The 18276-nt window shown below is 72.5% G+C and carries 18 protein-coding genes and 1 pseudogene; 7 read left to right on the top strand and 12 right to left on the bottom strand.

The annotated features are described in order from the left end of the window. Window positions 1-175: 175 nt before the first annotated feature. The 8 genes from ACH4ZX_RS09105 to ACH4ZX_RS09070 form a co-directional block, all read right to left on the bottom strand. Window positions 176-829: an adenylate kinase gene (locus tag ACH4ZX_RS09105; RefSeq protein WP_398269832.1), complete on the bottom strand. Its 654-nt coding sequence runs from the start codon at window positions 827-829 to the stop codon at window positions 176-178. 21 nt (window positions 830-850) lie between these two features. Further along, complete coding sequence (acs, locus tag ACH4ZX_RS09100; RefSeq protein WP_398269829.1) at window positions 851-2806, bottom strand: acetate--CoA ligase; 1956 nt, start codon at window positions 2804-2806, stop codon at window positions 851-853. A 66-nt stretch (window positions 2807-2872) separates the two neighbouring features. Continuing rightward, window positions 2873-3535, bottom strand: a complete 663-nt coding sequence (locus ACH4ZX_RS09095; protein WP_360758127.1) for an acetate uptake transporter — start codon at window positions 3533-3535, stop codon at window positions 2873-2875. Window positions 3536-3964: 429 nt separating this feature from the next. Next, window positions 3965-5527: a cation acetate symporter gene (locus ACH4ZX_RS09090; protein WP_398269826.1), complete on the bottom strand. Its 1563-nt coding sequence runs from the start codon at window positions 5525-5527 to the stop codon at window positions 3965-3967. Continuing rightward, window positions 5524-5898: a hypothetical protein gene (locus ACH4ZX_RS09085; RefSeq protein ID WP_398269823.1), complete on the bottom strand. Its 375-nt coding sequence runs from the start codon at window positions 5896-5898 to the stop codon at window positions 5524-5526. Before ACH4ZX_RS09085 ends, ACH4ZX_RS09090 begins: the two co-directional genes overlap by 4 nt. Beyond that, window positions 5891-6784: a LytR/AlgR family response regulator transcription factor gene (locus ACH4ZX_RS09080; protein ID WP_398269820.1), complete on the bottom strand. Its 894-nt coding sequence runs from the start codon at window positions 6782-6784 to the stop codon at window positions 5891-5893. The genes ACH4ZX_RS09085 and ACH4ZX_RS09080 overlap by 8 nt, the downstream gene beginning before the upstream one ends. Window positions 6785-6865: 81 nt before the next feature. Continuing rightward, the gene (locus ACH4ZX_RS09075) at window positions 6866-8074 is read right to left on the bottom strand and encodes a sensor histidine kinase (RefSeq protein WP_398269817.1); all 1209 of its coding nucleotides are present in this window, start codon (window positions 8072-8074) and stop codon (window positions 6866-6868) included. A gap of 552 nt (window positions 8075-8626) precedes the next feature. Next, complete coding sequence (locus ACH4ZX_RS09070; protein WP_398269814.1) at window positions 8627-9358, bottom strand: hypothetical protein; 732 nt, start codon at window positions 9356-9358, stop codon at window positions 8627-8629. A gap of 175 nt (window positions 9359-9533) precedes the next feature. On the opposite strand from ACH4ZX_RS09070, the gene ACH4ZX_RS09065 reads away from it, so the two are divergent. Then, window positions 9534-10034, top strand: coding sequence for a hypothetical protein (locus ACH4ZX_RS09065; RefSeq protein ID WP_398269811.1), 501 nt, complete (start codon window positions 9534-9536; stop codon window positions 10032-10034). A 17-nt stretch (window positions 10035-10051) separates the two neighbouring features. On the opposite strand, the gene ACH4ZX_RS09060 is transcribed toward ACH4ZX_RS09065, so the two are convergent. The 3 genes from ACH4ZX_RS09060 to ACH4ZX_RS09050 are packed head-to-tail and all read right to left on the bottom strand — an operon-like array spanning window position 10052 to window position 11577. After that, the gene (locus ACH4ZX_RS09060; protein WP_398269808.1) at window positions 10052-10579 is read right to left on the bottom strand and encodes a ferredoxin; all 528 of its coding nucleotides are present in this window, start codon (window positions 10577-10579) and stop codon (window positions 10052-10054) included. Between the two features lie 9 nt (window positions 10580-10588). Then, on the bottom strand, window positions 10589-10780 hold the full coding sequence (locus ACH4ZX_RS09055; protein ID WP_398269805.1) for a DUF397 domain-containing protein: 192 nt from the start codon (window positions 10778-10780) through the stop codon (window positions 10589-10591). After that, window positions 10777-11577: a Scr1 family TA system antitoxin-like transcriptional regulator gene (locus ACH4ZX_RS09050; RefSeq protein WP_398270190.1), complete on the bottom strand. Its 801-nt coding sequence runs from the start codon at window positions 11575-11577 to the stop codon at window positions 10777-10779. Before ACH4ZX_RS09050 ends, ACH4ZX_RS09055 begins: the two co-directional genes overlap by 4 nt. A gap of 187 nt (window positions 11578-11764) precedes the next feature. Here ACH4ZX_RS09050 and ACH4ZX_RS09045 point away from each other — a divergent pair, with 187 nt between their 5' ends. From ACH4ZX_RS09045 to ACH4ZX_RS09025, 5 genes are all read left to right on the top strand, one after another. Continuing rightward, window positions 11765-12193, top strand: a complete 429-nt coding sequence (locus tag ACH4ZX_RS09045) for an ATP-binding protein (RefSeq protein ID WP_398269802.1) — start codon at window positions 11765-11767, stop codon at window positions 12191-12193. A 182-nt stretch (window positions 12194-12375) separates the two neighbouring features. After that, entirely contained in the window at window positions 12376-13200 is an 825-nt protein-coding gene (locus ACH4ZX_RS09040) for a TNT domain-containing protein (RefSeq protein ID WP_398269799.1), read from the top strand. Window positions 13201-13227: 27 nt separating this feature from the next. Beyond that, complete coding sequence (locus ACH4ZX_RS09035) at window positions 13228-13524, top strand: hypothetical protein (RefSeq protein ID WP_398269796.1); 297 nt, start codon at window positions 13228-13230, stop codon at window positions 13522-13524. Window positions 13525-13908: 384 nt separating this feature from the next. Then, window positions 13909-14709, top strand: coding sequence for a sigma 54 modulation/S30EA ribosomal C-terminal domain-containing protein (locus ACH4ZX_RS09030; RefSeq protein ID WP_398269793.1), 801 nt, complete (start codon window positions 13909-13911; stop codon window positions 14707-14709). 200 nt (window positions 14710-14909) lie between these two features. Then, entirely contained in the window at window positions 14910-16013 is a 1104-nt protein-coding gene (locus ACH4ZX_RS09025; protein WP_398269790.1) for a hypothetical protein, read from the top strand. Window positions 16014-16193: 180 nt separating this feature from the next. On the opposite strand, the gene ACH4ZX_RS09020 is transcribed toward ACH4ZX_RS09025, so the two are convergent. Then, complete coding sequence (locus ACH4ZX_RS09020) at window positions 16194-17261, bottom strand: cation diffusion facilitator family transporter (RefSeq protein WP_398269787.1); 1068 nt, start codon at window positions 17259-17261, stop codon at window positions 16194-16196. 457 nt (window positions 17262-17718) lie between these two features. Here ACH4ZX_RS09020 and ACH4ZX_RS09015 point away from each other — a divergent pair. Then, window positions 17719-18057: pseudogene (locus ACH4ZX_RS09015) on the top strand (pyridoxal-phosphate dependent enzyme); the annotation flags it as partial. Between the last annotated feature and the right edge of the window lie 219 nt (window positions 18058-18276).

Genomic DNA, 18276 nt, shown 5'->3' with positions numbered 1-18276 from the left:
GCCGCCCCCCCCGGCGCGCGGGCCCCCCCGCCGGGGCGCGCGGGCGGCGGCCGGGCGGCCGGGGGGGGGGGGGGGGGGCCGGGGCCCGGGGGGGGCGGCGCGGGCCGGGCCGCCGCCGGGGGGACGCCGGCCGGCCCGCGGTGCGCGGCGGGCTGGGGGTAGGGGTGGTGGCCGTTCACAGCGCCACCGCCGCGAGGGCCGAGCGCATCCGGTCGGAGACCTCCGCGACCGTCCCCATCGCGTCGACGTGCACCAGCAGGTCCCGGTCCGTGTACCACCGCAGCAGCGGCACGGTCTGCTCCGCGTACACCGCGAGGCGCCGCAGCACGGTCTCCTCGGTGTCGTCGGCGCGCCGGACGAGGGCGCCCTCGCACCCGTCGCACCGGTCCGGGACGCGGGGCGGCGAGAACACCGTGTGCACGGTGGTCCCGCACGCCGGGCACAGGCGCCGGCCCGTCAGCCGCTGCACGATCTCGTCGTCCGGCATGTCGAAGGCGAGCACCGCGTCGAGCACGGTGTCGTCCTCCCCCAGCGCCTCCTGGAGCAGCTCGGCCTGCCGTACGGTCCGGGGGAAGCCGTCGAGCAGGAAACCGTCCGCCGCGTCGGGTTCGCGCAGGCGCCGCGTGACGAGGGCCGTGGTCAGCTCGTCGGGTACCAGCTCGCCTGCCTGCGTGTGCTGCCGGACCAGCTCGCCGAGCTCGGACCCCCGGCCGATCTCGGCGCGGAACAGGTCCCCGCTGGAGATCGCCGGGACGGACAGCAGGTCGGCCAGGACGCGGGCCTGGGTGCCCTTGCCCGCGCCCGGTGGGCCGATCAGAACGATGCGCATCTCAGTTCCTGTGTGTCGTGGTCAGTCTTCGGCCGGGGCGGCCGGCAGCTTCGCCTGGATCAGGTCCATGACGCCGGAGTCGGTGAGCGTGGTGACGTCACCGAGCTGGCGGTTCTCGGCGACGTCGCGCAGCAGACGGCGCATGATCTTGCCGGAGCGGGTCTTGGGCAGCTCCGCCACGGGCAGGATGCGCTTCGGCTTGGCGATCGGGCCGAGCGTGGCGCCGACGTGGTTGCGCAGTTCGGCGACGAGGGCGTCGTCCTCCTCGATCGCGCCGCGCAGGATCACGAAGGCGACGATCGCCTGCCCGGTGGTCTCGTCGGTCGCGCCGACGACGGCCGCCTCCGCCACCGCCGGGTGCGACACCAGCGCCGACTCGACCTCGGTGGTGGAGATGTTGTGCCCGGACACGACCATCACGTCGTCGACCCGGCCCAGCAGCCAGATGTCGCCGTCCTCGTCGCGCTTCGCGCCGTCGCCGGCGAAGTAGCGGCCCGGGAAGCGGGACCAGTAGGTGTCGATGAACCGCTGGTCGTCGCCCCAGATGGTGCGCAGCATCGACGGCCACGGCTCGGTGATCACCAGGTAGCCGCCGGAGCCGTTCGGGACCTCGTTCGCCTCGTCGTCGACGACGGTGGCGGAGATGCCCGGCAGCGGGGTCTGCGCGGAGCCCGGCTTGGTCTCCGTCACGCCGGGCAGCGGCGAGATCATCATGCCGCCGGTCTCGGTCTGCCACCAGGTGTCCACGATCGGGCAGCGGCCGCCGCCGATGTGCTCGCGGTACCAGACCCACGCCTCCGGGTTGATCGGCTCGCCGCAGCTGCCCAGCACCCGCAGGGAGGACAGGTCGAACTTGGCGGGGAGGTGCTCGCCCCACTTCATGAACGTGCGGATCGCCGTGGGCGCCGTGTACATGAGGGTGACGCCGTACTTCTCGACGATCTCCCAGAAGCGGGCCTGGTGCGGGGTGTCCGGGGTGCCCTCGTACAGCACCTGCGTCGCGCCGTTGGCCAGCGGCCCGTAGACGATGTAGGAGTGGCCGGTGACCCAGCCGATGTCGGCGGTGCACCAGTAGACGTCGGTCTCCGGCTTGAGGTCGAAGACCGCGTGGTGCGTGTACGCGACCTGGGTGAGGTAGCCGCCGGAGGTGTGCAGGATGCCCTTCGGCTTCCCCGTCGTGCCGGACGTGTACAGGATGAACAGCGGGTGCTCGGCCTCGAACGCCTCCGGCGTGTGCTCGGCCGGCTGTCGGCCGACGGCCTCGTGCCACCACACGTCCCGGCCCTCGGTCCAGCCGACCTCCTGGCCGGTGCGCCGGACGACCAGCACCTTCTGCACGCCGTCGGTGCGGCCGAGCGCCTCGTCCACGGCGGGCTTGAGCGCGGTCGCCTTGCCGCGGCGGAAGCCGCCGTCGGCGGTGATGACCACGCGGGCGTCGGCGTCCTGGACGCGGGTGGCGATGGCGTCGGCGGAGAAGCCGCCGAAGACGACCGAGTGCGCGGCGCCGATCCGGGCGCAGGCCAGCATCGCGACGACGGCCTCGGGGATCATGGGCAGGTAGACGGCGACCCGGTCGCCCGCGCCGACGCCGAGTTCGGTGAGCGCGTTCGCGGCCCGGGAGACCTCGTCCTTCAGCTCGGCGTAGGTGATCGCGCGGCTGTCGCCGGGCTCGCCCTCGAAGTGGATGGCGACCCGGTCGCCGAGGCCCGCCTCGACGTGCCGGTCGACGCAGTTGTAGGCGACGTTCAGCTTGCCGTCCTGGAACCATTTGGCGAACGGCGGGTTCGACCAGTCCAGCGTCTCGGTGGGCTCCTCGGCCCAGCTCAGCCGGCGGGCCTGCGCGGCCCAGAAGCCGAGCCGGTCGGCACCGGCCTGCGCGTACGCCTCGGCGGTGGCGTTGGCGTTCGCGGCCAGGTCGGCGGGCGGCGCGAAGCGTCGCTCCTCCTTCAGCAGGTTGGCCAGGCTCTCGTTGCTCATGATGGCTCCCTCGTGGTCTCTCGGGCGGTCGGCAGGCGGCAGGCGAGACGGTCGGCGGTCGGCGAATCAGGCCGAGAACGGCCACGTCGGCAGGGACTTGGTCTTCCAGGTGGCGTTGGCCACCCCGGCGAAGGAGCCGTACCAGGCGAGCAGCGCGGTCACCAGTCCGGCCCAGCCGCCCGCCTGGCTCAGCTCCGGAGCCTGTCCCAGCGCTCCGGCGGTGAGCAGCACGAAGGTCACCGACAGCACCGAGAACACGGCGAGCAGCAGGCCGCTGATCCGGGCGGTGACGACCGTCATGTAGACGGTGAAGATCGTCCAGGCGAGCAGGAACAGGCCGGTCGCCTGGTAGGCGTGGGCCGCGGGCAGCTTCGGGGCGATGAACTGGACGTAGGCCGCGAAGGACAGCCAGAACGAGCCGTACGACGTGAACGCCAGCGCGCCGAAGGTGTTGTTCTTGCGGAACTCCCACATGCCGGCGAGGAGTTGGGCGATGCCGCCGTACCACAGGGCGAGCGGCAGGACCACGGCCTCCAGGGAGCGGTCCGCGATCAGTCCGGAGTTGAAGACGGAGAGCACGAAGGTGGTGAGCGCGAAGCCCGCCAGGCCCAGCGGGCCGGGGTCGGCGATCTGCGGGCGCTGCGCCTCGGGCGCGGCCGGGGCCGGCTCGAGCGGGGCGAGCGGAGCGGCGGTCCGCTCGTCGGTCACGGGCGTCTGGATCTGGGTCATGGCGCGGTCCTCGGGTCGGGGTGCCCGCTCGGCGCGGGTCCTCGGGCGGGGTGGTGCGTGCGCCGCCCGCGGAGGCGGACGGTCACGGAAGCCGGGGCGTGCGGTGTGCGGCTTGCGGTGCACGGTGTGCGGCTGACGGCTTGCGGCTGACGTCTTGCGGTTTACGGCTGGCGTGTTGCGGTGTGCGGCGCGTGCACGGCGCAGGTACGGCGTGCGGGTGTGCGGTGTGCGGGTGTGCAGCGGGCGGCGGCCGGCTCGGGGTCTGGGCCGGGACGCGGTCGCCCGCAGGCTGAGGCGCGGGGCGTCCGGCTGCCGCTCCCGGTCAGGGAGCGCGGCTTGGCGGCCGGGCGATCCGTCGTTGTCTCGCTCTGGCCGGTTACTGTGCGGCACCCGCGGCGCGCCGGGGAGTCCCCGTGCGGGACTTGTCGATCAGTGGTGCCCGTCGCGCGACGGACGGACCCGGTCGCGGGACGAACGGTCGTCCGTCGCCGCCGAGCGGCCGGCGGTACCGGCGTCCAGCGCCTCCGGGAGATGGAGCCGCGCCAGCATCACGGAGGTCCCCGCGGGAATCCTGCCGGGCGTGGCCAGGGACACGCCCACCATGGTCAGGAACGCCGCCGGGACGCTCCACGCGGCGGGCCCGGCGAGCAGGACGCCGGTCCAGCCCGGCCCGCCCGCGTCGAGCAGCGTGACCGTCATCGCCGTCACCGACAGCCCGCCGCCGACCAGCATCCCGGCGACCGCTCCGGCCGGGGTCAGCCGCCGCCACCAGATGCCCAGCACCAGCAGTGGGCAGAAGGTGGAGGCGGCCACCGAGAAGATCAGCCCGATCTCGTGGGCCACGGACACGCCGCTCTCCGACAGCAGCAGCGCGATGGCGCAGGGCGCGAGCACGGCCAGCGCGGAGGCCCGGCGGAAGCCGCGCACGTCCCCGCCGAGGAGGTCCTGCGAGAGCACGGCGGCCACCGACAGGGCCAGCCCGGAACAGGTCGACAGGAAGGCGGCGAAGGCGCCCGCCACCACCAGCGCCGTCAGCAGCTGGCCCGCCGTGCCCGGTACCAGCCGTCCGGGCAGCAGCAGCACCACGGCGTCCGCCCGGTCGGCGGAGGCCAGGCCGGGGGCGTAGAGCCGTCCCAGTCCGCCGTACAGCTCGGGCAGCAGGTAGAAGGCGCCGAGCAGGCCGAGGACGCCCACCGTGGTACGGCGGGCCGCCCGGCCGTCGGGGTTGGTGTAGAAGCGGGCGATGACGTGCGGCAGGCCCATCGCCCCGAGGAACGTGGCCACCATCAGCGAGTACACGGTGTACAGCGCCTGCCCGCCCTGGCCGGGCTCCGGGCCGGCGGCCGGCGCGGGCGCGGCGGGCGGGCTGCCGGACGGATGCCAGACGCCCTGCCAGACGAGCAGCAGGGCGACTGCCGGGACGGCGAGCGCGGCCAGCTTCACCCAGAACTGGACGGCCTGCACGAGCGTGACGCTGCGCATGCCTCCGGCGATCACGCTCACCAGCACGACCGCCGTCACCAGCACCGCCCCCGTCCAGGCGGGCGCGCCCACGGCCGCGTGCAGGGCCAGTCCGGCGCCCTGGAGCTGGGGCACCTGGTAGAGCCAGCCGATGAGCACCACGAAGGCGGTGGCCGTCCGCCGCACCGCCAGGGAGCCCAGGCGCGCCTCGGCGAAGTCGGAGACGGTGTAGGCCCCCGACCTGCGCAGCGGCGCGGCGACCAGGACGAGCAGCACCAGATAGCCGGCCGTGTACCCGATGCCGTACCAGAGCATGGTGGAGCCGTAGACCACCAGCAGGCCGGCGATGCCCAGGTAGGAGGCGGCCGAGAGGTACTCGCCGCTGACCGCGGACGCGTTGCGCAGCGGCGATACGGTGCGGGAGGCGACGTAGAAGTCCGGGGTGGAGCGGGCCCGCAGGCCGTAGGCGCCGACGGCGACCGTCAGGGCGACGACCAGCAGGACGGCGGTGAGGTTCGCGGGTGTGCTCATGAGCGGTGGACGTGCTCCACGAAGTCGCGTTCGTGCCGCTCGGCGCGGCGCACGTAGCAGGCGCCGGCGGCCACCAGCAGCGCGTACACCGGCAGCCCGAGGATCAGCCAGGGCAGGCCGATCCCCCACAGCCGCACCGAGTGCGCCGCCCCCGGGTGCCCGAGCAGCAGCGGCAGACAGACCAGCGGCAGGCCGACCGCGCCGCACACCAGCAGCGCCAGCCTGAGCTGGGTGCGCATCAGCGCCTTGACGTACACCTCGCCGAGCGGGGTCTGCTCGTGGACGTCGCGCACGGCGGCGTCGCGCCGGCCGGGGCGGGCGGCGCGGGTGCGCGGGTGGGTGACGGTCACCCGCGGGGCCGGCTCAGCCATCGGCGGTCCCTCGTGATCTCGGCGGGCCGGACGGGGGCAGCAGCAGTTCCCGCAGCCTGCGGTTGCTGCGGCGGCTGACCGGGAGCACGACGCCGGCCACGCGGACCGACAGCCGTCCGGAGTCGGCCAGCAGTTCCTCGATGTGGCCGGTGGCGACGAGGTGCCGACGGTGCACGCGCACGAACCCCGCGTCCTGCCACTGGTCCTCCAGGCTGGACAGCGGCATCCGCAGCAGGCAGCTGCCGGATTCCAGGTGCAGGCGCACGTAGTCGCCGCACGCCTCCACGTGCCGTACCTCGGAGCGCCGGACGAACCGGGTCACCCCGGACAGCTCCACGGCGATCGTCTCGTCGTCGGCGGGGGCGGGCCGCGCGGGGGCGGGGGACGCGGCGGGGGCCGGGGCGGCGGGCGTCGCGGTGGCGGGTTCCGGCGTCGCGAGGTCCGGCGCCGCGGGGTTCGGCGCGATGGCCGCCGGGGACGCCGTGGACGGGGACGCCGTGGCCGGTTCCGCGCGCCGCTCGGCGATGCGCCGGACGGTCTCGGCGAGCCGCTGGGCGCGCACGGGCTTGAGCAGGTAGTCCAGGGCGCGCACCTCGAAGGCGTGGACGGCGAAGTCGTCGTAGGCGGTGACGAACACCACCGGCGGCGGCTCGGCGAACCGGGACAGGACCCTGGCCACCTCAAGACCGTCCAGTCCGGGCATGCGCACGTCGAGGAAGACGGCGTCCACGGGCTTGTCCTCGCGCAGCGCGCGGTCCAGCGCCAGCAGCGCGGCGGCGCCGTCCGCCGCGGACTCCACGGGGCCGACGCCCGGATTCAGGCCGAGCAGATAGACGAGTTCCTCCAGGGCGTGCGGTTCGTCGTCGGCCACCAGGATGCGCAGCATGGGTGAGTGTGTACATTTCCCGCACACCGGGTCAATCTCCCGGCACGTGTGGCATTCGCCACATACGAGAAGGGGTGCCGCTCACCTGAGCGAGCCGAACCCCTCGCCCGGCCGTTCCCCGGCCCCCGCCGGGGCCGTGACTCCGGCCCGGTACTTGGGCACGCGGATGCGCACCTTGGTGCCCGCGCCGGGCGCGGTCTCGACCACCAGCCCGTACGCGTCCCCGTACACCTGCCGCAGCCTGGCGTCGACGTTGCCCAGCCCCACGCCGCCCCCCGACCCGGCGGACCCGGACCTTCCGGCGCCGCCCGCGGTCAGGATCCGCCGCAGTTCCTCCGGGTCCATGCCCACCCCGTCGTCCTCGACGGTGATGTGCGCCTCGGCGCCCGCGTCCCAGGCGAGCACCGTGATCTTCCCTGGCCCGGTGCGGCCCTCGAAACCGTGCCGCACGGCGTTCTCCACCAGCGGCTGCACGCACAGGAACGGCACCGCGACCGGCAGCACCTCCGGCGCGGCCTGCACGTCGACGCGCAGCCGGTCCCCGAAGCGGGCCTGCTCCAGCACCAGGTACTGGCCGATCGAGCGGAACTCCTCCGCCAGTGTCGTGAACTCGCCGTGGCGGCGGAACGAGTAGCGCGTGAAGTCGGCGAAGTCCAGCAGCAGTTCGCGGGCCCGCTCCGGATCGGTGCGCACCAGCGAGGCGATCGCGGTGAGCGCGTTGCAGGAGAAGTGCGGGGAGATCTGCGCGCGCAGCGCCCGCAGCTCGGCCTCCACCAGGCGGGTGCGGGAGCGGTGCAGCTCCGCGAGCTCCAGCTGCCCGGACGTCCAGCGGGCCACCTCGCCGGTCGCCCGGACCAGGCCCGCCGACACGCCGGGGGCGTACGCGAGCAGCGCGCCCTCGACCCGGTCCTCCACCACCAGCGGCGCGACGACGGCCTCCCGCAGCTCGCAGCCCACCTCGCCGCACCAGACCCGGTCGGCCTTCACCACGGCGGTCCCGCCGCCGGCCAGCACGTCCGCGGCCAGCTCCACCGCCGTCGCGCCGTGGTGCTTCCCGGCGCCGTCCCAGGCGAGCAGCCGCCCGGTGTCGGTGACGGCCAGCGCCGGCACCCCCAGCAGCTCCCGCAGATGCCGCGCGGCCGCCCCGGCCGACGCCTCGGTCAGCCCCCCGCGCAGCGCCGGGGCCGCGAGGGAGGCCCGGTGCAGCGCCTCGAACGCCGCCTGCCCGGCCCGCCCGTCGAACCCGACGTGCCGCCGCAGCCATCGCCGGTGACCGAATATGCCCGTCATGGCGGACACGGTAACCCCGGGGATTCATTAGCGTGAACGCGTCATGGGCATTTCATGCGTACCGCGCGTGGGAACGTGGCGAGGCCCGGGAGGCGTATCCAGCTCCCGGGCCTCTGGGGATGCCACCCATTTGCGTACGCCGACGGCGTTTAAGAGGACGGATCAGTCATCAGGCCGTCGTGTTCTTCCTTTGAACTACCGCACCGCGAGAGGTGCAGGCGAGAGTCGAACTCGCATCCGACGGCGTTCGTCCGTCCCCGGTCGCGCCGGCGATCGGCGGCGAATGCTGAAGCTTGAGCGAGAGTCTGAGATTGAAGCGGCCCGCCTCTTCCGGATTGGGCTACCCCGGCCCGTGGTGGTGCGGGTGCCGGGGGGAGGATTCGAACCTCCACTGTCGACCGCGTCTTCAGGCTGAACGTCAGTTTCAGCTTGCGCTCGTCACGCGGGCCGGTCCTCAATCCGGCCCGCGCCAGGGGCGCACCCCCGCGCTCGCACGCGGGGGCGATCAGTGTGCCGCCCGCCGCCCGTGACGGGCGGGGGCGGGCTGCGGCATCAGCCGAACAGGTAGCCGAACACCGCCTCACCGACGCGCTGGTCGTCGACCTCGGCGCCGTTGGCCTCCTCGCGGGCGAACTTGACGGCCTGCTGGAGCTTCTCGATCCGCTCCACCAGCTCGTTGACCCGCCGCGCCGGGAGCGCTCCGGAGAACTTCACGGTCGTCCAGTACCCGATGGGCACGTCCTCGTAGTACACCTCGACCTGCGCCGGGTGCTTCTCGGTCGCCTCGGCCTTGACGTGGTTGCGCGGGACCTTCTTCGTGCGGATGGTGCGGACCGGGTCCGTCTTCCACCAGTCCGTCGACGCGTCCAGCGACCAGGACTCGGCGGCGTCCAGCACGGGCAGCTTCTTCACGAAGGCGTGCAGGTCGGTGAGCTGCTTCTCCATGAAGAGGAGATGACTGACCGGGACCTCCGCGAGAACCGTCCGCCCGTCGACGGAGACGTCCGCGCGGGCCGTGCAGTTGGCCCAGTCCTTGGTGGCGGTGACGTCGAACAGACGGGTCAGCGACGCGGCCATCTCGCGCAGCACGTCCTCGGCCTTGACCTGCACCCGCGTGGACTCCGGCGGCAGCTGCTCGCCCTCTTCGTCCTTCGGCTGGTACGTACGCGAGATACCGGCCAGCAGAGCCGGCTTCTGCACCTTCTGGTGAGCCGCGGTGACATCCTGCACCGACTTGCTCTTGACACCCTTTTCGACAGCGATGATCTGATTGAGCTTCGCCACTGGGTCCCCCCTTCGAACAAGAGGAACGTACGCACCGCACGTCCTCGACTGCCAATGGTTTTCGCCCGGCTGACGGGCGCTCCCGCAGCGAGGTCCGACGAACGGCCGCATCGACGCCGGGGCGGTCGCACGGGACCATGTCGGCAGGGAAGGCACCTTCGGGAGGGGGCGGACCATGGTGGGACGAAGGATCGGACCGGGCGTGCTCGCGGTCGTGTCCGCCGCGGCGGCGGCCGCGTCGGCGTGCACCCCCAACTCCCAGCAGGCGTGCGCCGGCTGGGGCGTCGAGTCCGAGATCCACCTGATGTTCCTCCAGGAGGGGTACACCGGCCTCGCCGGAGCCTCGTACGAGCTGTGCGCACGGGGCAGGTGCACCGAGGGCGAGCTGAAGCAGGAGGACCTCACCCAAGTGCACCTCCGCCTCCCCGAGGACGCGGATCCGCACAGCGGCCCGGTCCGGTTCCGGGTCACCCGCCGGGGAAGCGACAGCCCCGTGATCGACGCCTCCTCCGACGTACGCCTCACCTACCAGTCCGACAACTGCGGCGGCGGCGCCTACAACCGGAGCCTCGCCTTCACCAAGGCCGACGGCCTGACGACGAAGATCCCGCCGAGCGTGTCGACGGGATGGCGCCACCAGGCCGAGACGCCGGACCCACCGTCACCGTCGTCCTGACGCGCCGCCCCGCACCGTCAGAGCCGCGGCAGCCGGTCCGCGGCCGTGGGAGAGCGCCGCTCGTCGAGCCAGAAGAGGTAGACCCGGAGGTGCGCGGCCAACTCGCCGTCCACGTACTCCGCGTAGTCGTCCGCCGCGGCGGCCGTGCCCTGGCCCGACCTCTCGTCGTCCGCCTCCCAGGCGTGGCGCCGGGCCGCCAGGTACTCCACGATCCGGGCCCGGTCGCGCCACCATTCCCGAACCGTTTCCGGCGTCCAGTGGGCATCGCCGTCACAGCCGTAGCCGGAGAGCACCTCGTCCTCCGCGGCTGCCACCAGATGCCGCAACTCCTCCGGCGTCCGTGGCTGCCGGTAGACGTACTCGGTGAAATGCTCGCCCTCGTAGAGCACGAGCTCCGGGGCGTGGATCCGTCCGGTGCCGCAGTTGTCGGTAACGGCCCCGTAGAACGGGCCGGGCACGTTGAGCCACTGCCGCTCCGCCCACCGCCCCTGGAACACCGCCCGTGCCTCCCCGAGCAGAGGCACCGGGTCGAAGTAGAGGTCCACCTCGAATCGTTACCGCACCGCGTACCGCACGAACGCGGCCCACTCCGAGCGGGGGAAGGCGAGTTGGGCTCGGGCCGGCACCTTGGAGTCGCGGATGTGGACGGCGCCTGGCGTGACGGCGGCTTCGAGGCATTCGCCGCCTTCGTTGCCGCTGTGGCTGCTCTTGAACCAGGCGAGGGGAGCGGATTCCGCAGCACTCATAGCTCTGCCACCATCTTCTCGATCAAGGCAAGGGACTCCTGCATCGTAAGCGCCTGCGCCCTGATGCTTCCGTACCGTGCGGCCAGGATTCGGACTTCCTCGGCGTCCGTGACCAGTCGGCTGGAGCTCTGCGCCTCGACATATCCCAATTGCGGCTTCCCCTTGGGGGTCAGCAAGATGAAGGAGCCGCCCATCCCCGCGTGCTGGGTACGTTCGGTCGGCATCACCTGCAGTTCCACGTTGCGCAGCCGGGCCAGCCGGAGCAGTTGGTCCAACTGCTCCCTGTGAACGTCCCGATCGCCCAGCGGACGCCGGAAGACCACCTCCTCGACGACAGCCGTGATCATGGGCGGGGGCCACTGGGTGAGAATGTCCTGCCGTGCCAGCCGAGAAGCCACCCGCTGCTCCACCAACTCCTCTTCCAGCAACGGCTTGCGCATCTCGTACAAGGCCCGAATCCGTCGTTCGGTCTGGAACAAGCCCGGGACGTCATGGCAGTTGTAGAAGTTGATCTCAACGGCCTCCCGTTCCAACCGCGCATAGTCCCGGAACCAGGCCGGATGCCGGACCCGCGCCTTCGCCTTGGCCCGCTCGACGTCCTCGATGGTGGCGCGCAGCAACCCGCCCGCCCCCAGCAGTTCGTCCGCCGCCTCCAGGAACTCCCGCTGCGGCGTCCGCCTCCCCCGTTCCAGCGAGGAGACGAGGTCCTCGCTGTACCCGAGCCGGTCCCCCAGCTCCCGCTGCGTGAACCCGGCCCGTTCCCGGAGCAGCTTGACCTGCTTGCCCACCGCCCGCATCAGGTCACCGCTCAACTCGGCCTCGTCGTAGGCCCCTTGCGTCTCACCCACCGCCTCGGACACGACTGCCCCCTTTCCCAGGTCACCGCCGACACCCCGCACACGGCACTTTCCGTGTCGGTACAGGCACCCTCCGTACTGAGGGATGTGCTGGTCAGAGTAGAGCGAGCCGACCACGCTCGGTGACGTGAAGACGCAGATCTCCCCCCTTCGATTCAGCCAGCCCCTCAGTTCCACCCCGCGCGGCGCCCGCCTGGCCCGTCTGCTGACCGTGCAGCAGCTCGACGCGTGGGGGTGGCCGCCGGCCTGCACGGTGAGCGAGTCCGCCGCGCTCGTCGTCGCCGAACTGGCCGCGAACGCGGTGACCCACGGCCGCGCTCAGGGCCGCGGATTCCGGCTCACGCTCACCGTCGAGGCGTCCGACGCCGGCACCCTCCGTGTCGAGGTCACCGACGCGAGGGGCGACCGCGCGCCCCGGCCCCGCGCATCCGCACCCGAGCCCGTCGCCGAATCCGGCCGCGGCCTGCTCCTCGTCGAAGCCCTCGCCATGAGCTGGGGATGGGAACCCTGGCCACCCTCCGGGAAGACCGTGTGGGCCCGTCTCCCGCTCTCCTGAGGGCGCGCGTGAGCGCGGGACGGCCGCTGCGGCTCCGCGACAGCGCCCGCGCGGCTGCGCCGTTCGGCCCTGTCCCGATTGCCGCCGTCGCGGTGACCCTCTGTGATGATTCATGACTTTCCGATTCCTCGGGGACGAATCTTGCGGAGGTATCAGTGACGTTCCGTCAATGGAGTGCGGCCATGGCCGCGACAGCCGGGCTCGCCGGGTCCGTGCTGCTCAGCACGCCCTCACCGGCGGCCGCGGACACCCGCGACCGGACCGCCGACCGGCCCGTGACGCACCAGCAGCAGAAGGCCGCCGGAGGGGTGGGCGACTCGGACGACTTGGGTTACCCGGGCTCGGACACGAACCCGGCGCTGCTGCCGCACGGCGGGCCGGGGCGGGACGACTCGCGGACGCGCTGTCTGGGGCTGGTGCCTTCGCCCTACCCGTTCGCGCACACCCCCTTCGTGTGCAACGACTGGCGGTTCGGCCCGGCCAAGCTGCCCACCAAGGGCATCCTCGGCCGGATCCTCGCCGGGTACAACCGGTTCGGCAACCTGACGCCGGTGGAGTTCCTGAACAAGTGGTGGGACCCGAGCGCGGACCTGGGCCAGGGCGACTGGAAGTACTCGCTGCTCCCGGACGACGGCTTCGACCACAACGCCCAGGGCACGCCCCTCGCGGAGGAGTACACCCTGAAGGTCGGCCAGTTGGTGGACCGCTTCGGCAACGAGTTCGGCAAGTTCCTCTCACCGGCCGGCGACGCGTACGGGAGGCGGTCCATCCCGCCGTCGGCCCTCAACACCCAGGACCCGCGTCACCCGTACGACTACGCCATGTACCGGGTGAAGAAGCCGACGCTGGTCTGCGCCGGCCCGGCCGCCCCCGGCTTCGAGCAGCCGGGTCAGGGCACGCAGTACGTGACCTCTGTCGCGGCGCAGGCGACCTACTGCCCGCACGTGAAGACCGGCGCCACGGTGGGTTCCCTGGTCAAGAACGGCAACCTGGAACGCGCCAACTGACACGGGACGGAGAAGAAGGGCCGGGGCATGGATCGGCGCGAACTGTGCGAAGCGCTCCACGCGGCCGGCGTCCCCGCCGGGCTGTACGAGATCGCCGGCTGCCCCGCCCCGCCCGGCACGCCCCGGCCGGAGGACCGTCTCTGCCTCGAGGAGGACGACGGCGGCTGGGTGGTGGGCGTGCGGCAGCGCGGCGTCCGCACCACCCTGGAGCGGTTCGACGACGAGGACCGGGCGTGCCGCAGTCTGTACGCCAGACTGACCGACCCGGGGCCACCGTCCGTGCCGCTCACCCCCGAGGAACGAGCCCGGCTGCGCCGCCCCTGATTCGAGGGGGCGGGCACGGCAAAGCCTTCGCTCCGGGCCATGCCCGAGCGAAGGCTCCCGAACAAAGTCAGTCCCCGGTAGTGCTGCACGTGTCCTGAAGCGTCAGTCGTCACTGCTGCCTCGGTATCGCGCCGGCTTGCCGGGGGCCTGAACCACATCCTGTCCGAGTCACTCCGCCGACTAGACGTCCTCACCGGTTTTGTGGCTCTTTCGGTGTTGTGGTCTATCTCCCATGATGGCCGACATTCGGCGCGAGTCAATACCAATCGGGCATTTTTCTCGACATGTGTGCGGGGAAGGCCGAGGAGGACCGCGGCCGGCCGTGCGGACAGGCCCGATGAGCGCGAGTGTGGAGAGCGGGGCATACAGCGTGAGGAGGCTGCCATGAAGCGATCGGCACCACAGCGGGCTCCCGAGATCCAGGTGGAAACCCAGGGGCGGATGCCGCCGGGAGCGGTCGAATACGCGCAGGAGAAGGTCCGGGCGCTCACCGGCCGGACACGGGAACCGGTTCTGTACGCCCGCGTCAGACTGACCCACATGGCCAACCCCGCCATGGAGCGGCCCGCGATCGCCCAGGCCAACCTGGACGTCAACGGGCGTCCGGCTCGCGCGCACGTCGCGGCCACGAACGTGAACGAGGCCGTCGACCTGTTGCAGGACCGGTTGGCCGTGCGGCTGACGCGGCTGGAGGAGCACTGGGAGGCCCGGCGGGGCAAGACACCCGTGCCGGGCCCGCATGAGTGGCGTCACGGCAGCGAGCCCACTCACCGCCCCGACTACTTCCCGCGCCCGGCCGAGGAGCGGGAGGTCGTACGGCACAAGTCCTTCTCGCTGGCCCTGGAGTCGCCCGACGAGGCGGCCTTCGAGCTGGAGACGATGGACTACGACTTCCACCTCTTCACCGACTTGGGTACCGGAGAGGACAGCGTGCTGTACCGGGCGGGCCCGACGGGCTACCGTCTCGCCCAGATCCATCCACAGCCCGACCTGGTCGGCCCCGTGGACGTGCCGCTGACCCTGAGCGAGCTTCCCGCCCCCCGGATGGGCGTGGCCGAGGCGAAACAGCGGTTGGATCTCACCGGGTTCCCGTTCGTGTTCTTCGCCGACGCGACCACCGGGCGGGGAAACGTCCTGTACCACCGCTACGACGGCCATTACGGATTGATCTCTCCCGTCGAATAGCGGCCCGTCGGGGCGCCGCGCCCACGCGGGAAGCCCAGCTCGGCGCTCGGCGCTCGGCGCGCGGCGAGCGGCACGGTTCGTGAGGCAGGCGCATCCTGGAGTTGGAAGAGCCGCGGCACGCCACCCCGAACGTGTCTTGATACGGCGGCATCCCGGGCGCGTGGTGGCACGTGGCGCCGACCGCCCACTCGGGAGTGGCCATGAAACTCTCCTTCCTGGAACCTCTCTACAAGCAGCCCGGTCCTTTCGCGTCCGTCTACCTGGACACGTCCCGCGACGCCGCCCTCGAGGATCCCGATGCCGCCGTACGACTGCGCTGGCGGCGTCTTCGGGACGCGTTGATGTCCGAGGGGGCGGACCGGGACTCCGTCGCCGCGGTGGCGGGCACCGTGGGCAGCGACACGGACGTTCCCGGCACCCACGGTCAGGCCGTGTTCACCGCCCACGGGCACCTGGCCCTGCTGGACGAGTTGCCCGCCCCGCCCGCCCGGGACACGGCGCACTTCGGGACGCTGCCGGACACCATGCCGCTGATCGTCCAGCACGCGCCGGGGATTCCGTACCTGGCGGTGCACGTGCATTACGGCGGCCGTCACTCGACGGACGCCACCGGCACCGTACGGATCGAGGCCGAGGCGGGTGCGTGGCCGCTGACCAAGGTCACGCCGGGCCACCGACTGGACGAGGAGATCCCGGTGGCCGACTGGGCCCGCGCCGCCGGAGAGGTCGGCCGGGAGCTGGAAGGTCACGCACGGCGCATCGACGTCGAGACGGTGATCGTCGCCGGAGACGTCTGGGCCCGCGGCATCCTCGTCAACCGGCTCCCGGCCGCCCTGCGCGGGCGGGTCACCACCGTGACGGGCGTCGGCGAGTCCGAGCCCGGGCGGGCGCTGCTGGAGCAGTGCCTCGAAAGCCTCTTCACGGGACGCATGGCCGCGCACGACCGGGCGCTGCTGGACGCCTTCCTCGCCGAGCGGGCCCGCGACGGAGCGTTCGCGGAAGGCCTTGCGCCCGCCGTGTCGGCGCTGCAACGCGGCAAGGTGAAGGCCCTCTTCCTCAACGACCACCCCGAGTCGCCGCTCCGCCTGTGGATCGGTCCGAAGCCCGGCCAACTCGCCCTCGCCGAACAGGAACTGCGCTCCTACGGCATACGGGAGGTCAGCGAGGAGCGGGCCGACACGGCCCTGGCCCGCGCCGTCGTCGGCACAAGAGCCGAACTGGTCGTGGTGCCCGAGCAGGAGCTGCGGCTGAGCGAGGGCGTGGGCGTACTTCTGCGCTACGCCGATCCCGCATCCGGCAAGTGAGCAGGCCACCGGGATCGCCGCCCGACGCCGGCGCACCGGATCCCCGTCGCCCTCGTCGGCCCGCCCGTGCGGTCGACGGCATCCGAAGCCGGCTGCACGCGCGTCTCTTCCAGCGGGTGCGGGCCCGTCCGGGCCTGTCGGGCGGAGGCAGCGACGCCGTCTGTGCGCCAGGCCGGGGCCTCAGTGCTCGTGCGGTCCGGGCCGGTGGACGGGGCCGTGGGCGTCGTCGCAGTGTTCGGCCGGATCTCCGGCGTGGGACGTGATCTGCAGCAGTTCCTCGGCTTCGGCATCCTCGCCGAGGTGGTCGACCTGCAGGGTGGCGTGGCCGATGCCGTGGGTCTCGCGCAGGAGTTGCTGCAGTCCACGGCGGACGGCGTGGCAGTCGCCGCCCGGCTCGACCAGGACGTGGGCGGAGAGGGCGGGCTGGCCGGAGGTGATGGTCCACACGTGCAGGTCGTGGATCTCCACGACGGACGGCTGGACGGCCAGTTCGTCCCCGATGGCGTCGGGGTCCAGACCGGCCGGGGCGGCTTCCAGGAAGATCCGGCCGGATTCGCGGACCAGCCCGACGCCGGCCTTGAGCATGAGGACGACCACGACGAGGGAGGCGATGGCGTCGGCGCGGGCGAAGCCGGTGAGCAGGACGATCAGACCGGCGACGGCGGTGCCGATGAAGGCGTACAGGTCGTTGAGGATGTGCTGGAAGGCGCCCTCGACGTTGAGGGAGGTGCGGTTGGCCTTCGACAGGCACCAGGCGGCGGCGACGTTGACGACGATCCCGGCCAGCGCGGTGGCCAGGACCAGGCCGCCCTCGACGTCCGGCGGGCTGATCAGCCGGCGCACGCCCTCGTAGGCCAGCCAGGCCGCGAGCAGCAGCAGGGTCAGGCCGTTGGCCTGCGCGGAGAGGATCTCGGCGCGTTTGAGGCCGTAGGTGAATCCACCGCGGGCGGGGCGGGCCGCGAGCCGCATCGCGATGAGGGCCAGCACGATCGAGGCGGCGTCGGTGAGCATGTGCGCCGCGTCCGAGATCAGGGCCAGCGAGCTCGCGAGGACGCCGATGACGACCTCGACGGCCATGAACACGGTGATCAGGGAGAGCGCGATGGTCAGCCAGCGGCGGTCGGCGTCCGCCGAGACGCCGTGGGAGTGCCCGGCGTGTCCGCCCCCGCCGTGGCCGTGTCCCGAGCCATGCGCGCGCCCCGGACCATGCTCGTCCTCGTGGCCGTGGCCGTGGCCGTGATCGCTCATGCTGAGGTCTTCCCCCTCGGGACAGGTGTGGTCCCCGCAGTGAAACGCATGCGCACGGGAATCACCAAAGGCTGCATCGGTGACCGTTGTCATGTGCGTTAGCACGCCGCTGAACTGCGAAGACATGGCGGTCCCACGATCTGCGCCGGAGGAGGCGTGGCGACTGCCGCCCCGTCGGTGAACGGGCTGGCGGGGCGCTCGGTACGCTGCCCGATGCGCGCGGGAGTCGAGCCGGCGCGGCCCGCTGTCCGCTCCCTCGCCCACTCCCGGCGGAGCTTTCGAAGCACTGGGGAGCCCCCTCGCCCGCGGATACGCGCCCTCTCAGTCGTGTGGCGGACCTGATCGACCCGCCGTCGCGCCCCGACACCACCCCAGCGCGGCAGCCGATCGTCTCCGTCCCATTCCCCGACTCACGGCCGGCCTCCTTTCCAGGCGCCGGCCGCAGGAGAAGCACGCCATGAACCACCCCACCCGCATCGCCGTGCCCACTTCCCCCGCCCAACTGCTGGCCGACGCCAAACGCCCCATGCACACCCCCGCCGGCCTGGTCGGCGACACCCCGGTCCTGTGGATCGGCACCCCCTTCACCGCCGCCGGCTGCGGCTTCTGGGCCAAGCTCGAAGGCCACAACCCCGGCGGCATCAAGGACCGCACCGCCCTGCACAGGGTCCGCGCCGCCCGCGAACGCGGACAGCTCATGCCCGGCGCCCGGGTCATCGAGTCCACCTCCGGCACCCTCGGCTTCGGCCTCGCACTCGGCGGGGCCACCTACGGCCACCCGGTCACCGTCGTCACCGTCGTCACCGTCGTCTCGCTGGTGAACGAGCCCCGGCGCTTCGTGCCCGGAGTGCGGACGCACACCTTGGCGTCCTTCTTGCTGATGTCCACACCGGCGCGGCATCAGTCCCCGTCAGGGCAGACAGAAGCACCCCGGCGCGCACCGAAGGTGCGCTGAGTCGCTGACCTGCGGCTCAAACACGACCTGGGCAGCGAACAGCCTGGGCTGCGGCTCCAC

Origin of the sequence: Streptomyces sp. NPDC020490, from assembly GCF_044335305.1 — a bacterium.
In the GTDB taxonomy this organism is placed as follows: domain Bacteria; phylum Actinomycetota; class Actinomycetes; order Streptomycetales; family Streptomycetaceae; genus Streptomyces.
Note: the sequence above shows the minus strand (reverse complement) of the source record. Positions and strands in the feature narration are given on the sequence as shown.

Coding starts and splice junctions, on each gene's coding strand:
- ACH4ZX_RS09090 (WP_398269826.1), bottom strand. CDS start 5,527: ATGAGCACACCCGCGAACCTCACCGCCGTCCTGCTGGTCGTCGCCCTG.
- ACH4ZX_RS09055 (WP_398269805.1), bottom strand. CDS start 10,780: ATGAGTGCTGCGGAATCCGCTCCCCTCGCCTGGTTCAAGAGCAGCCAC.
- ACH4ZX_RS09085 (WP_398269823.1), bottom strand. CDS start 5,898: ATGGCTGAGCCGGCCCCGCGGGTGACCGTCACCCACCCGCGCACCCGC.
- ACH4ZX_RS09040 (WP_398269799.1), top strand. CDS start 12,376: ATGGCCGCGACAGCCGGGCTCGCCGGGTCCGTGCTGCTCAGCACGCCC.
- ACH4ZX_RS09080 (WP_398269820.1), bottom strand. CDS start 6,784: ATGCTGCGCATCCTGGTGGCCGACGACGAACCGCACGCCCTGGAGGAA.
- ACH4ZX_RS09020 (WP_398269787.1), bottom strand. CDS start 17,261: ATGAGCGATCACGGCCACGGCCACGGCCACGAGGACGAGCATGGTCCG.
- acs (WP_398269829.1), bottom strand. CDS start 2,806: ATGAGCAACGAGAGCCTGGCCAACCTGCTGAAGGAGGAGCGACGCTTC.
- ACH4ZX_RS09065 (WP_398269811.1), top strand. CDS start 9,534: ATGGTGGGACGAAGGATCGGACCGGGCGTGCTCGCGGTCGTGTCCGCC.
- ACH4ZX_RS09095 (WP_360758127.1), bottom strand. CDS start 3,535: ATGACCCAGATCCAGACGCCCGTGACCGACGAGCGGACCGCCGCTCCG.
- ACH4ZX_RS09035 (WP_398269796.1), top strand. CDS start 13,228: ATGGATCGGCGCGAACTGTGCGAAGCGCTCCACGCGGCCGGCGTCCCC.
- ACH4ZX_RS09105 (WP_398269832.1), bottom strand. CDS start 829: ATGCGCATCGTTCTGATCGGCCCACCGGGCGCGGGCAAGGGCACCCAG.
- ACH4ZX_RS09030 (WP_398269793.1), top strand. CDS start 13,909: ATGAAGCGATCGGCACCACAGCGGGCTCCCGAGATCCAGGTGGAAACC.
- ACH4ZX_RS09025 (WP_398269790.1), top strand. CDS start 14,910: ATGAAACTCTCCTTCCTGGAACCTCTCTACAAGCAGCCCGGTCCTTTC.
- ACH4ZX_RS09050 (WP_398270190.1), bottom strand. CDS start 11,577: ATGCGGGCGGTGGGCAAGCAGGTCAAGCTGCTCCGGGAACGGGCCGGG.
- ACH4ZX_RS09075 (WP_398269817.1), bottom strand. CDS start 8,074: ATGACGGGCATATTCGGTCACCGGCGATGGCTGCGGCGGCACGTCGGG.